General features: G+C 67.4%; 16 protein-coding genes. 7 read left to right on the top strand and 9 right to left on the bottom strand.

All coding sequences use genetic code 11. The annotated features are described in order from the left end of the window. The first annotated feature begins 82 nt into the window (after positions 1-82). The 4 genes from ACOOGH_RS02810 (at position 83) to ACOOGH_RS02795 (ending at position 2,466) form a co-directional block, all read left to right on the top strand. Complete coding sequence (locus ACOOGH_RS02810; protein ID WP_420447466.1) at positions 83-358, top strand: type II toxin-antitoxin system Phd/YefM family antitoxin; 276 nt, start codon at positions 83-85, stop codon at positions 356-358. Next, positions 355-738 (top strand): PIN domain-containing protein, encoded by a 384-nt coding sequence (locus ACOOGH_RS02805; RefSeq protein WP_420447465.1) that lies wholly within the window; start codon positions 355-357, stop codon positions 736-738. Before ACOOGH_RS02810 ends, ACOOGH_RS02805 begins: the two co-directional genes overlap by 4 nt. A gap of 63 nt (positions 739-801) precedes the next feature. Then, on the top strand, positions 802-1,656 hold the full coding sequence (locus tag ACOOGH_RS02800; protein ID WP_420447464.1) for an MBL fold metallo-hydrolase: 855 nt from the start codon (positions 802-804) through the stop codon (positions 1,654-1,656). Positions 1,657-1,686: 30 nt separating this feature from the next. Continuing rightward, positions 1,687-2,466: an MBL fold metallo-hydrolase gene (locus ACOOGH_RS02795; protein ID WP_420447463.1), complete on the top strand. Its 780-nt coding sequence runs from the start codon at positions 1,687-1,689 to the stop codon at positions 2,464-2,466. Here ACOOGH_RS02795 and ACOOGH_RS02790 read toward each other — a convergent pair. The 6 genes from ACOOGH_RS02790 to ACOOGH_RS02765 all read right to left on the bottom strand — a co-directional run bounded on the left by ACOOGH_RS02790 (position 2,463) and on the right by ACOOGH_RS02765 (position 5,751). Further along, complete coding sequence (locus tag ACOOGH_RS02790) at positions 2,463-3,593, bottom strand: hypothetical protein (protein ID WP_420447462.1); 1,131 nt, start codon at positions 3,591-3,593, stop codon at positions 2,463-2,465. The two genes, ACOOGH_RS02795 and ACOOGH_RS02790, sit on opposite strands and share 4 nt — an antisense overlap. Further along, the gene (locus ACOOGH_RS02785; RefSeq protein WP_420447461.1) at positions 3,590-4,201 is read right to left on the bottom strand and encodes a hypothetical protein; all 612 of its coding nucleotides are present in this window, start codon (positions 4,199-4,201) and stop codon (positions 3,590-3,592) included. Before ACOOGH_RS02785 ends, ACOOGH_RS02790 begins: the two co-directional genes overlap by 4 nt. Before the next feature lie 44 nt (positions 4,202-4,245). After that, positions 4,246-4,476, bottom strand: a complete 231-nt coding sequence (locus tag ACOOGH_RS02780) for a hypothetical protein (RefSeq protein WP_420447460.1) — start codon at positions 4,474-4,476, stop codon at positions 4,246-4,248. A 171-nt stretch (positions 4,477-4,647) separates the two neighbouring features. After that, entirely contained in the window at positions 4,648-5,292 is a 645-nt protein-coding gene (locus ACOOGH_RS02775; RefSeq protein ID WP_420447459.1) for a DsbA family protein, read from the bottom strand. Next, complete coding sequence (locus ACOOGH_RS02770; protein ID WP_420447458.1) at positions 5,289-5,423, bottom strand: hypothetical protein; 135 nt, start codon at positions 5,421-5,423, stop codon at positions 5,289-5,291. The genes ACOOGH_RS02775 and ACOOGH_RS02770 overlap by 4 nt, the downstream gene beginning before the upstream one ends. Before the next feature lie 103 nt (positions 5,424-5,526). Beyond that, positions 5,527-5,751 carry a hypothetical protein gene (locus tag ACOOGH_RS02765; RefSeq protein WP_420447457.1) on the bottom strand — a complete coding sequence of 75 codons (225 nt, stop codon included), beginning with the start codon at positions 5,749-5,751 and terminating at the stop codon, positions 5,527-5,529. A 219-nt stretch (positions 5,752-5,970) separates the two neighbouring features. Between ACOOGH_RS02765 and ACOOGH_RS02760 the strand changes: the two genes are divergently transcribed. The 3 genes from ACOOGH_RS02760 (at position 5,971) to ACOOGH_RS02750 (ending at position 8,876) form a co-directional block, all read left to right on the top strand. Next, a complete protein-coding gene (locus ACOOGH_RS02760; protein WP_420447456.1) occupies positions 5,971-6,873 on the top strand; it encodes an SDR family oxidoreductase in 903 nt (300 codons plus the stop codon). Between the two features lie 109 nt (positions 6,874-6,982). Next, positions 6,983-7,543, top strand: a complete 561-nt coding sequence (locus ACOOGH_RS02755) for an NfeD family protein (protein ID WP_420447455.1) — start codon at positions 6,983-6,985, stop codon at positions 7,541-7,543. Between the two features lie 7 nt (positions 7,544-7,550). After that, entirely contained in the window at positions 7,551-8,876 is a 1,326-nt protein-coding gene (locus tag ACOOGH_RS02750) for a flotillin family protein (protein ID WP_420447454.1), read from the top strand. A gap of 470 nt (positions 8,877-9,346) precedes the next feature. Here the strand turns inward: ACOOGH_RS02750 and ACOOGH_RS02745 are convergent, their stop codons facing one another. The 3 genes from ACOOGH_RS02745 to ACOOGH_RS02735 all read right to left on the bottom strand — a co-directional run bounded on the left by ACOOGH_RS02745 (position 9,347) and on the right by ACOOGH_RS02735 (position 13,023). Beyond that, positions 9,347-10,315: a hypothetical protein gene (locus tag ACOOGH_RS02745; RefSeq protein WP_420447453.1), complete on the bottom strand. Its 969-nt coding sequence runs from the start codon at positions 10,313-10,315 to the stop codon at positions 9,347-9,349. A 271-nt stretch (positions 10,316-10,586) separates the two neighbouring features. Then, positions 10,587-11,783 carry a hypothetical protein gene (locus tag ACOOGH_RS02740; protein ID WP_420447452.1) on the bottom strand — a complete coding sequence of 399 codons (1,197 nt, stop codon included), beginning with the start codon at positions 11,781-11,783 and terminating at the stop codon, positions 10,587-10,589. A 196-nt stretch (positions 11,784-11,979) separates the two neighbouring features. After that, a complete protein-coding gene (locus tag ACOOGH_RS02735; protein ID WP_420447451.1) occupies positions 11,980-13,023 on the bottom strand; it encodes a carboxypeptidase regulatory-like domain-containing protein in 1,044 nt (347 codons plus the stop codon). Between the last annotated feature and the right edge of the window lie 54 nt (positions 13,024-13,077).

Raw genomic sequence — 13,077 nt, 5'->3', positions numbered from 1 at the left:
AATGTGATGTCTTCGTCGAGGACAGGCCACGGGGAGCCCGGAGCGAATTGATAGGACTAGTCTGACTAGTTATGCTGGGCCGATGCAACTGCTCTACTCGACCTACGAGGCGAAGGCCCGTTTCTCCGAAGTACTACGCCACGTGCGGGAGGGCCGAACCGTGACCATTTCCTACCGGGGCGAGCCGGTGGCCGAGATCCGACCGCTTCGGCGCGAGACCACGGATCTCGAGGAACGGCTGGCGGATCTGGAGCGGCGAGGGATCCTCACGCCCCGTCCGAAGCACCGGAAGCCCATCGAGCCCGGCACGCCGGTACCCGGCGCCCTGGAACGCTTCCTGGCCGACCGAGGAGAATGAGCGCCGCCTACGTGGACACGTCCGCGATCGTCTCCGTCGCTTTCGTCGAGGCGGGCGCGGACGAGATCGTCCGCCGATTGCGGGGGTTCCGGGACCTGATGTCATCCAACCTGCTGGAAGCGGAACTGCGATCCGTCTGCGCCAGAGAGGAAAAGCCCTTCCCGGAAGACCTGGTCTCCGGGTTCAGTTGGATTCAGCCGAACCGGCCTCTGTCGCGAGAGATGCGAACCGCGTTCGAAGCCGGCTATTTGCGGGGCGCGGATCTCTGGCACGTGGCGTGCGCCCTGCATGTGGCGGGGAGGCCTTCGGCCATCTCGTTCATCACGCTCGACGAACGACAGGCGGAGGTTGCGGCGGCGTTGAACTTCCGGCTCGAGTAGGACCGGCGGGAGCGGATCTCGCGGGCTGGTGGCGTCGGGCGGGCGTTCCGTAGACTGCCCCTCATGAGCGAACCCGCAGGCGAGACGATGACCGTGGCGACAGACCGCGGCTGGCGGCGCGACGTGTGGCCCGGTATCCACTGGATTCAGGAGTGCGGCGGGCACCGGGCCGGGATCGCGCGCGCCGTGGAGGCGAGCGGCGCGGACTGGTACTCGCCGGCGAACGAGCTTCACATCCCGCAGAACGCGTACCTGCTGACGGGCGAGAGAATGCTCCTCTGGGACACCCTCTCCCCGGCCTCGGGCGATGTGCTGCTCCCGGCGCTGGAGGAACTGCTGGGGGACCGGCGGCTCGACTACCTTGCGATCTCACACCCCGACGTGCCACACGCCGGGAACACCATGCAGGTCCTGCGGCGCTATCCGGAGTGCCGGCTCGTGGCCCCGGCGACCGGAGAGACGCACGCCCTCTACCACCTCGACGACGCGATGAAGGTGGGTCCCGGGGACGAGATAGATCTCGGCGGGCTGCGGGTGCGGTTCCCGGAGGCGACCTTCCTCGACGCCGCCATCCACACCTGGATGAGCGAGGAAACGACCCGCACGCTCTTCACCGTCGACTGGATGGGATTCCCGCACCAGAGCGGCGAGTGCCTGCGGCGCACGGACGAGATCGACACCGCGGTGGACACGGGGCGTCTCGAGGAGTTCCACAGCCGCGTCATGTTCTGGTTCCAGTACGTGGTTCCGTCGAAGGTCATCGCGGCGACGGACGCCCTGGCGGCCCAGTTCGATGGCTACGGGTTTGCACCGTCGCACGGACTCCCGATCCCGGGTGCGGACGCGTCCCCGTACTACGAACTCCTGAACGAGGTCGTGCGGCGCGTGGCGGCGGGCGGGCGCGGGGGCGTCCTGTGAGCGGGGGCGTCCTGTGAACGGAGGGCTTCCGTGAGCGTGATCGACCTCAGCGGCGGGGTCTCGTGGGTTCACGAGTGCTTTCCGGAGCCGGACGGCCACATCCACGTATCCGTCTATCTGGTCGAAGCGCCCGAGGGAGCGATCCTCATGGACTCCGGCTCCTTCCACCACCGGCAGCGCCTCTCGGACCGGATCAGCGACGCCACCGCGGGGCGCGGGATCGGCGCCATCGTCCTGTCTCATTCGGACTATCCCCACTCGGGCAACATCCCCGCCTTCCGCCGGGACTGGGGCGACTTCGAGATCATCGCCTCCTGCGGGGACCCCGACCTGCAGGGACTCCCGTACGCGCGCCGCACGAAGATCGGGGACGTGACCGAGGTGTTGGGCCGGCGCTTCATCGTCCTCGACCCCCCACTCGCCGACCGAAACCACACGACCTGGGTCTACGACGAGGCCTCCCGCACGCTCTTCGTGGCGGACGGCTTCGGCACGCTGCACGCCCCCGGCGCGTGCGACATCGACTGGGGACGGATCCCGGAGGACGGACGCGCGGAAGGCGTGCACGAATTCCACGCGCAAACCCTGCCCTGGCTGCGCTACGCGGACCCCGAGCGCGTCATGGGCGCGCTACGCACCATGCTCAAACGGCATCCTCCGGCCTGGATCGCGCCCATTCACGGCCCCCCGATCGCCGAGGCCGACGTGGACCGGTACATGGCCGACCTCGACCACGCGCTGGCCCGCATCGCCGCGGGAGACGCCGCCTGGGCGAGGCCCGGGGCGACTCGTCCGACAGGAGTGCGCTAACCGGGCAGGGTGCCCGGCTGCGGACAGTTCTCGCCCTCGAAGGAGGGAGAGTAGAGAACGGCCTGTGGCACCAGGCCATCCTGGCGGAGGCTGTGCAGGAAGGCGCCGTCGCCCGTGCGCCAGAGGAACTCGTCGTGCACGGTCCGCGCTACCAGGGCGCCCGTCGTCGGGTCGATCACCTCGATGACCATGTCCATGAGCCTGTTGCCATCGAGGGTTTGGCCCTGCTCGAGGGCTTCGCCCACCACGAACGCATCGGCGACCTCCATCCATTCGCGGTCAGCCACCGTGGTCGCGATCCATAGCAGGCCATCCTCGTACCACAGGTCCATGATGGTCGAAGGGCCGGGCGCCTCGAGCGGGTAGCCCGGCTGCGGCGGGCCGGGTACGAACCAGTCGGGCGACCCCTCCAGCCGGATGTCCACGGCCGAATCCTCGGGATCCCACGCTTCGACGACGTACTCGGTCGGCTGCGCCCGCCACACTCTGCCTTCCGAGTCGGTCGTCATGGGGAAGAAGAAGAACTGCTGCAGCCATCGCTCCCGGGGCACCGCGCCAGCCTCGGCGAGCGTCGCGCCCTCGGTGTCGATCATCCTCGTGACGCCACCCGGATTCCCGTCGGCCGCGCCGCCCCATCCCCCGACGATGAAGCCCGAACCGGAAACCGCGGGGAGAAAGTTCATCCCCATCATGCCGCCGATCTGTGTCGCCCCCAGCAATTCCCGGGTGGCCGACAGGCTTGTGATCCGCCGGGTCATGGGATCCAGAATCACCACGCCTCCGTCGGGCGAGGGGCGAAGCCTGCCCATGCCCGGGGCGAGGAACTCACCGGGACCCTCTCCGCTACTGCCGAAGCTCTCCCGGTAACGTCCCTTGGCGTCGTAGACCATCATCTCCGCCCCGTTTCCGGGGGTGGCGACGACGAAATCACCGGACCCAAGCCGCGTGATCCAGGTAGGGAGCCCGATCGTGCCGGGATCGTCGATCTCCCCGAGGCTCAGCAACTCTTCAAGTTTGACGGAGCACTGCGGAAGATCGGTGGAAATCGGCACGACCTGCTGCGCCTGCACGAGCGCCGGCACGGCGAGGAGGGCAACGAGGCTCAAACGACGTGACATGGAAATCATGGTGGTGCTCCTGTCGAACGGGATAACGGCGACGCCTCGCAAGGTCGCCAATCGAGTAGTGCCGCGCCCGGGAGACGTGTGCCGTCGGCGAGCGACGACGGGTGTTCCGGGAGCCACATGCGGGTGGTCACCCCGGCCACTTCGGACCCGGGAGCGTCCGACTCGATGTGGACCTCGACGGCCGCTGCGAGCGTCGAATCGCGCGGGAGCAGCATCGCGCGCCGAAGGTCGAGCCGCCCGTACTTCAGTTCCATGCACTCGGGCTCCACGCCGAGATCTTCTGCCAAGTCGGCCACGAGTGCGGCCCATCGAGTCTCTGCCCGCGGGCGATTCGTCTCGTTTTCCTCCATATCGACGTAGGCGAGTCTGGAGCCCGCGTCTGGCGGTCCAATGCGCGACGATGTGAAGCCGTAGTGCATCCAACCTCGGACGACGGCTTCCTCGATCCTGCCCTCCTCGTTGACGTAGAGCGTGGTACGTGCCCTCATCAATTCGCTATGCGTCATGCCCAGGTGAATGGACCGGGTGGGAAACGGACTCGACTCCGGCCACTCGATCGGCGGCTCGCCGCAGCCCGCGAGTGCGCAGAGGATCGCGGTCATCATCACGATGGCTGCGATCCTCCTCGCACCGGTGCTTGACGGGCCGACCATCAGAGCCTTGTTGGCTCCGCCTGGCACCACGTCAACCACATGCAGATCCCGTACAACCAGTCGCACTTCCGTACCTCGTCCCAGTCCGTGAAGCAGTTGTCCCATAATTCCAGGCATACGCAGGTGCAGTCGTTGAAGTCGCATGTCGACGCAGCCCTGCCGGGCTGTACGAGGATGGCCGTGGCCAGCACGAGATTGAAAGTCAGGAGTGCCCATCGTCGCTTCATCATCGTCCTCCCATCTCACGTTCGGGCGCGCCGGGCTGGCCCCTGTTCCCGCGGCCCGACCCTCGAGACGGTCCCTCCGTCCCTTGCTCCCGAGGTCCACCCCATACTTGGCCTCGGGCGTCAACGCGGTCTCAACTCGGCCGCGTGTTCGTGTGTGACGAGTTCGTGCGCCGGCTACCGGCCGAGGAGCTTGGCGAAGTCGGCCTCCGACACGGCTCCGACGATCCGGGCGTGTTCGGACACGAAGGTCGGGGTGCCGGCCACCCGCCAGCGGGCGGCGAGCGCGGCGTCGCGGGCGAGGCGCTCGGTCGTCGCCGCCGACTCCAGGCAGCGGACGAACCACGTTCCCGCGGGAACGCCGGCCGCTGCGGCAACGGACTCCCAGGCCACCTCCGTGGACTCCCAGTCGTCGTTCGTCATGAGGTAATCGTGCAGGCGCTGGAACGCCCCGCTTTTTTCCGCGCAGATCGCCGCCCGCGCTGCCTCTCGCGTACGGTCGGAGAGGGGAACGTGAACCAGGACGACCTTCACGCTGTCGCCGGCCGCCCACTCGTTCACGGTCTCGTGAGACAAGCGGCAGAAGGGACACCGGTAGTCGCTGAACTCGAAGATCACGTGCCCGGCATCGCCGCTTCCGAGTACGCTCTTCCGGGTCGCCGCGGCCTTCTTCCCTTCCTCGCGATACAGCGCGAGCACCTGTCGCTCGGCGTTCCACTCCCGGATGCGGCCGCCCACCACCCCCGATGGCCGGAACGCGATGACCGCGAGGAGTAGGAAGCACACCGCCAGGCCGGTGTCCTGGACCCCGGGCCGCTTCATGAGTCCGTCGGGCCGGCGGCCGGCGGGAGCGGCACGATGAGGACGTGCGCTATTTCGAGTTCATCCCGCACCACTCCGATGGCTTCGGTCTCGTCAGCCCAGCGTTCGCCCCCCCTCGCGCCGAGGATCATGTCATCGCTCCCAGGGCCTGTTCGGGGCAGACCTCAAAACGGGCCCCATGTGGGAAAGCACTTCTCGAGCAGACAATCACTGATCCTCCAGTAGCAGTCCCAGTCACCGTCCAGGAACGCACTCCGTCCATTCCAGCATGCACTCGCGCACGCAGTCGCCGCTTTGCGCGGGCGCCGCCTGGCCGGGTTGCGCTAGGATCGTCGTGGCCAGCACGAGGTTGAAGCCGAGCAGTATCCAGCGTCCCTTGTTCATCATCCCCTCCCCTTCCCAAGTCGTCGGGAGGCCGGGATCGCGGTCGCCGCGGCCCCCGCCGCAGCCCGCCGCCACCCTTCGGGACGGACCCTCCGTCCCAGGCCTTCCGCGGTTCACTCTCAAGGGTGCGGCCAGCCATCAACGGGGCATCAACTCGCGCGGCGACATGCGCGCGACAGGGCAGCGCAGAGGCGGCTCTCGACGGCACTCGCCTGCTCTCCGGATGCCATGTATCGTCGGAACCTCACGGACCCGCGCGAGGGGGGCCGGAACCACGGAAGACAGGAGGCATGGATGGCGTATGTGCTTTGCGTCGGCGGGACGGGGACGGTGGGAAGCCGGGTCGTGGAGGGCCTGACGGCCCGCGGCGTGTCCGTCCGGTGTCTGACGCGCTCGGCGACCCGGACTACACCCCCGGACGCGGAGGTCGGCGACGGGGAAGGCGGGGATGGACAGGTCGAGTTCGTGCAGGGCGACCTGGAGCGCCCCGACACACTGGGGCCGGCGCTCGAGGGCGTGTCGCGGGTGCACCTGCTCACGGCGCTCCACCCGCACGAGGCGCAACTCGGCGCCGCGGCGATCGCTGCGGCCGTGGAGGCCGGCGTCGAGCGGATCGTCTTCCACTCCGCCCACCGCGCGCACGCGGCGCCTCACATCCCCCACTTCGCGAGCAAGATGGAGATCCTCGCCGCGCTCGAGGCGTCGGGCGTCCCGTGGGTGACGATCGAACCGAACCATTACTTCCAGAACGACCTGTGGCTGAGGCGGTCGCTCGAGGCCGGCGTCTACCCGGCGCCGCTCGGGGGCGTGGGACTGCACCGCGTCGACGTCCGCGACATCGCCGACGCCACCGTGAACGCACTCCTCGACGACGGCCACGAAGGCATACGCAATCCGATCATCGGACCCCAACTACTGACGAGTGAGGATGTCGTCCGCACGTGGAGCGAACACCTCGGCCGCGAGATCGAGTACGTGGGCGACGACCTCGACCAGTGGGAGGCGCGCGCCGGCCGGCACCTGCCGGACTGGCTGGTGGGGGATCTGCGGGTCATGTCCGAGCACTTCCTCTCCGACGGACTCATCGCCACGGAAGAGGACTTCGCGACCATGAGCCATGTGCTGGGCCACGCACCGCGCGTGTTCGACGACTTCGTGGCCGAGACCGTCGCGGCCTGGACCGGCGGCGACGCATGAAGCCGTCCGCCGGGGTGTAGCGGGAGACAACGGCGGACGGCGGTTTTCCCGCCTTCCCACGGGCCGGTAGGTTTCGAGTCCCCCGAGGTCCGCAGGAAGGAGATCGGCCATGTTCACGATATACGTCTTCTGTCTCCTGGTAGGGGGCGGGTTCCTCGCGCTGTCCGTGTTCGGCGACTTCCTGGACGGCATGGACATCGATGTGGATGTCGACGGGGAGCTGGACGCGGGGGGCGGGGCCGATGTGGCAAGGCTTCTTTCGCTGCGGACGATCGTCTACGCACTGTTCGGCTTCGGCGCGACCGGGGCCATCCTGCACTGGTTCGCGGGCCCCGCGGTCACAGGGGTCGTCGCCGGCGTCACGGGGCTGGCCTCCGGGGCCTTCATCAGCGCCGCCTTCCGCTACATCAAGCGTTCGGGCGCCGGCACCGCGCTCGGCGAGCGGTCGCTGGCCGGGCTGACCGGCGAGGTGACGATGGAAATAGCGCCGGACAGCGCGGGTACGGTGAAGGTATCGCGCGGCGACCGCCGCTACAGCGTGCGGGCCCGCATCGACTCGACCTGCCCGGACGGCCTGCCGCTGCGCGCCGGACAGTCGGTCGTCGTCGTCGACATGAAGGACGGCATCGCGAACGTCGTGCCCATGGACATGAAACTGCTCGAGGAATGAGGTCGAAATGCAGGATTTGCTGAATCTTCTGGCCGCGCCCGTCACGATGGCGGCCGTCTTCATCGTCGTCGTACTGGTGGCGATCGTCACGATCAAGAACCTGATCGTGATCGTCCCCCCCAACCGCGCCGCCGTGATCACGGGCCGGAACCGCATGCTCACCGATGGCCAGGCCGTCGGCTACCGCTCCATCTCGGGCGGGCGCACGCTCCGGATCCCGATCATCGAGACGGTCCAGCACATGAACCTCGAGACCATCCCCATCGAGGTCTTCGTCACCAACGCCTTCTCGAAGGGGAACATCCCGCTCAACGTGGAGGCGATCGCGAACGTGAAGATCGCCTCGGAGCCCGAGTGGGTGTTCAACAACGCCGTGGAGCGCCTGCTGGGGAAGACGGAGACGGAAGTCCGTGAACTGGCCCAGGACACGCTCACCGGGAACCTGCGCGGCGTCCTCGCCACGCTCACGCCGGAGGCCGTGAACGAGGACCGGCTGGGGTTCGCCAAGGCGCTGTCGGAGGACGCGGGGGAGGACTTGGCGTCGCTCGGTTTCCACCTCGACGTGCTCAAGATCCAGAACGTGAGCGACGAGCGCGGCTACCTCGAGGCGATCGGGCGGGAGAAGTCGGCCGAGGCGATCCGGGCCGCGGAGATCGCCGAGGCCCAGGCCGAAGCCGACACGCGCGAGGCCCAGGCCGAGGCGAGGCGGCGCGCCGAGGTGCGGGAGGCCGCCGCTTCGATCAAGGTGGCCGAGGCCCAGAACGAACTCCGCGTGCGCAAGGCCGAACTGCACCGCGAGGGAGACACGGCCGAGAAGATCGCGCGCGTGAAGGCGCAGGAGGCCGAGGTCGAGGCCGAGAAGGTGCTCGAGATGAAGCGCGTCGAGCGCGAGGAACAGCGCCTGCGGGCGGACGTGATCGAGCCCGCCAAGGCCGAGAAGATGGCCGCGTTTGCGCGGGCCGAGGGCGAGGCGGCGCCGATCCTGGAGCGCGGGAAGGCCCAGGTCGAGGTCCTGAAGCGGCTCTACGCCGAGGTCCAGACCGGAGGCGAGACGGCCTTCGCCGTGTTCATGGCCGAGAAGCTCCCGGAACTGCTCGAGATCGCCGTGGGCGCGGTGGAGGGCGTGGACATCGACCGCGTGGTCGTGATGGACGGCGGCCAGGGCGAGGGCGTGTCCAACGCGCTCAACCAGAGGGTGCGCGGCGCCTACGGGACGATGGAAGGGCTCGCGTCGGTGCTGGGCCTCGACATCCAGGAGGTGCTGCAGCGAGCGGTGGGTTCACGGGACGCAGAGGGCGGCGAGGCGTCAGCCCCTGAGCTTCCGCCGGCCTAGGCCGGACGCAAGAAAGAGAGGGGGCCGCAGAGACGATCGCCGCGTTCGGCGGGCCACGTCTACGTCGACCCGCAGCCGCAAGATGAATGGGACATCCAGGGCTCCGGACGCCACGACACGTTGCGACCGGCGGGACTGACGCTGGTCAGAGACACGCGGTGCGGCAGCGACGCGAGGCCACGGTGTGCACCGCAGTTGTCCAGCAGATCCCAGGTGCTGGATTCATCGGAGTCCGGCTCGCGTCTGAGCCAGAACCAACCCTCCGGCGAGATGTCCAGTTCCGCCCACACGGACTCCCCGACTACGTCTCCCGGCGTGATCGTGCGTAGCGTGTCAGCCCTGAACGACAGATTCCACAAGTGTCGTTCGTTGACGTCGCCGACCCATACACGCGATACCCACGAGGCATGTGAGCACGGCAGAAATCCGTGACGCGACGCGCACACCGGACGGGACCCACCTCACACGACTCACCCCTGGCACATCCGGCGGTCTACATCACCTTCCAGCCGCAGGCGCATGATGTACTCGATGTCGAGATCATCCGACCACACCACATGTACTACACCGTCGCGACCGACGTGCGTCAACGAGACGGGAACGGGAAGCGAGACGGAACCCCGGCGCTCTCCGCAGTTGTCCAGCAGGTCCCAGGTCGTCTCGGCGTTGGCGCCGCTGTGGCGAATCCAGATCCAACCCTCGGGTGAAACATCCAATTCGTTCGGTGCCGTTTCCAGATCGAACGTGCGGAGCGTGTCGCCCGTGAACGCTACCTCGTGTAGCTGGCGTCTCTCGCTGACGGATATCCAGACCGTGCCACGCGCTGTCGAGACGGTCCAAACGTGTTCATCGCGCTCGGGCCGTTTGTCGGAGACGGCAATGCTGACTCGGGCAGCGCCGATCGTCCTCTCGGTCGTTCGAGTCTCACCGCTCTTGAGGGCCCGAGAATCGATTGTAAGCGTGTCGCTGAACACGACATCGTACTGCGCCGTCGGGACGCCACGGGCGATGTATGAGACAGTGGTGTCTCCGATGGGTAGGCGCTGGTACTCATAGATATGGCCCTGCGTATCGAACTGCACGATCTTGCCAGCTGGAATATCCGGGTTGGTATAGAAGTTGCCGGTGCGCATGTCTCGCCGGTACTCCACCCCGATCGAATCCAGCACCTGCCGCTGAAAACCGTCATCAATCCAGAGCCGCGCACGATCCGGTTCCCACGTCACGCTGGTGGGACCGAGGTACGCCATGCGGCGATGACGACGTTCGCCGGGGCCCTCACCCTCGGGCGCCATCTCACGGACGACTTGTCCATCTCGATCGAAGATCCGCACGTTTTGCATGCCCGGATCGACCACATAGATCCGGCCATCGCCGTCGACAGCGAGGTCGTGGATATCGCTGAACAGGTCGGACTCCAACCCCTCGATACGACCCAAGTGGAGTTCCTCGACCAAGCGGAGGCCGCCGGCCTGGGCGGCAGTAACCGACGCCGCCCAGATCAGCGAACCAAACGCTAGAGATGCCGAACTCAGTACACGCACGACGCCTCCACGCGAACCTGATAGTACCCACCACCGAGGTAGAAGCACGAGACCATGTCGAAATGACCGCTACCGCCGGGCTGACCGCAAGAACCGGGGGCCGGACATTCGTACACGGGAATGACCGGCCCCTCGGTCTTGCCTCGGCGCAACCGACGCGACTTCCTTAGCGTACGATCTCGTAGCGCACGACGTACGGGATGTCGAGCGCATCCCGCTCCACTACCCAGGCTTCGTTCCGGTTCCCGTAGCCCACATGCCACCCGGTGGGTAGCCGAAAGCGGCCGATGGACGCTCCCGAAGCATCGAGCACGAGCCACTCGCGCTCGCCGTCCTCGTCGAGTCCCGCGATCCATGCGGTGCCGTCGCTGCCCACTACTACGTTGGTAACGGGAGGAAAATAGCGGGTTTGCTCGTAGAATTCGCGTACGGCGTTCGTGAACGCACGCTGGTCAGCTATGAATTCATCCGCGTCGCGATAGCCCCCGATCTTCTCGATCTCGTCATCGTAGTAGCCGTCCGGCACGGGGCGCGGTACATAGGCGATGCGACGGTGGAACAGGGTGTCGCCGTTGGAATCCACCATTGTCACGCCGAACTCGGCAGGGCCCTCCCCCGCCCACGTCCCGCCCTCGACGTCGACGACCACGATGCTCGACCTGTCAGGCGCGAATCGCCACTTGTCCCCTTGCCGAACGGGGTGTCCCAAGCGCACCCTGCCATCCGCCACCACGCCAGCTGTGACGTTGCGGGAAATCTGCACCGATAGCAGCGCGAGCGTGTCGAGCAGCGCGCCCGCCGTGTCCAACACCACCATGGGTACGGTCGTGAGGATCCCATGCTCGGGGGCCGCCTCGGAGGGGCGCGGCGCGGCTGCCGCGCGCAAATCTGGCAGTACGACGACCGGAATAAATGGTGCCGCTCCGTGCGCCTGCGGCGAGTACGCGTGGTAAGGAATGGTCCTCGCCTCACCGGTGGCGACCTCATAGAAGGTGAAGCGCCGCAGTTCCGAGTCGCCGATCGATAGAATCCCCGGTTCGCTCCAACCCAGCGTCGTCGGGAGTGTCAGCTCGCCGGGGCCCGACCCGCGGCCGCCGAGGTCGCGGACGAACTCGCCGTCACGAGTGAAGATCCGGATCGTGCCGTCCCGTGCCAAAACGACGTACACACGGTCCTCGTCGGCCAGCACCCCGCCCACGGCCCAGAGTCCGTACACCGGATCATCCGGGCTTCCGATGGCGAGACCCCGCTGCAGGGTCCACTCCGGTACCTCGCCGATCCCCTCGTCCGGCGCCGGGGCGGCGCAGGCGAGCACCATGGTCGCAACGAAGGCACCCCCGGAAAGTCGTCTCGGCGCTCCCACGCACATGCCTCCGTTCGCCTAGAGCCGCAGCCGCGCCGTGGCGCCTCGTGCCGCATGCACCGGGCCCTTTGATGGTCTCTCCGACCGTCGGCCGACGCGTGATCCCGCTAGCCCCGCTTCTGCCCGCACAATGGGCTCCCCCAGGGACTCATCCGGTGTCTTCCGGCTCCGTTCGATCCTCATATGGGACCTCGGCTTACTTGGTCCAGATTACGACGACCCCGCAGCGGGAATCGGAACCTCCGAACTCGGCGGGCAGCGAGGCCGGGCCCTTGTATATCTCCACGCCCGCTACCTCGACCGGTCTCACGAGAGTCCGGAGCGGAACGTCGCTGACATCGACGTTGTCAAGGTACGTCTTGATGGTGCATCCCTGGTTGGAGAATCCAGCCGACATTCTCATATTGAACAGCCTCCCTCCCGATCCCAGTCTGATTCCGGACATGTCGGCAATCATGTGAGCGATCTGCACCGGATTGCGGCGTTCGATGTCGGCGGCGGTGAAGAACGTTCCCCCGCTCACCAGCTCGCCCCACAGCTTGCGCTCGTAGAACCCCTTGATCTCCAGCCGGCGAGGCCTGGTCACCGTCGCCACGATCGGCTCCATCTCCGCCGGCGTCGGTACCAGCCCGATCTCCACCTCCGTGGTGAGACCGCGGGTCACCGTCACCGCGTGACGGAGCGGCGCGTAGCCGAGGCGGCGCACCTCGAGTTCGTGTTCTCCGGCGGGGATGCCGCTCAGGATGAACCGGCCCCTGCGGTTGCTCTCCGCCAGACCGGTTCGGCCAATGACGGTTATCGCCGCGGTGGCCACGGGGTCTCCCGACACGCCGTCGTACAGGCGGCCGATCAACCTCCCCGAACGCACGCGCCCGGTGAGTACGCGCAACGCGACCTCACGGCGATCTCCAGGCTCGAAGGCGACCACCGACTGTACGCTCGACCCGTCCCCGAACTCCGCCCATACGGTCGCTGCTCGCGCATCGCGCGGGGCACAGAGAGAGTAGCTGCCGTCGGTGTCGGCGACGTCTCGCACCGGCCTTCGTTCCACGTCGGTCCAGCGCAGGACCACCGTGGCCCCGGGCAGCGCGATCGTCCCGGATTCGTCCGACACCGTGATCAGGAGCGAGGCCCGACCACCGCATTCCGGCTGCTGTCCCGCGGCCTCACCGAAGCTGGCTCCAAGCAGGGTGACAAAGGTCACGGCCCGTCCCACCCACCGCCGTCGCAGACTGGACATTGCGCTCTCTCCTGTGATCATGCCGCAGTGGTCCACCGGCGGGGTCATACTCGC

This window comes from Candidatus Palauibacter sp. (assembly GCF_965213655.1).
GTDB lineage: Bacteria > Gemmatimonadota > Gemmatimonadetes > Palauibacterales > Palauibacteraceae > Palauibacter.
Note: the sequence above shows the minus strand (reverse complement) of the source record. Positions and strands in the feature narration are given on the sequence as shown.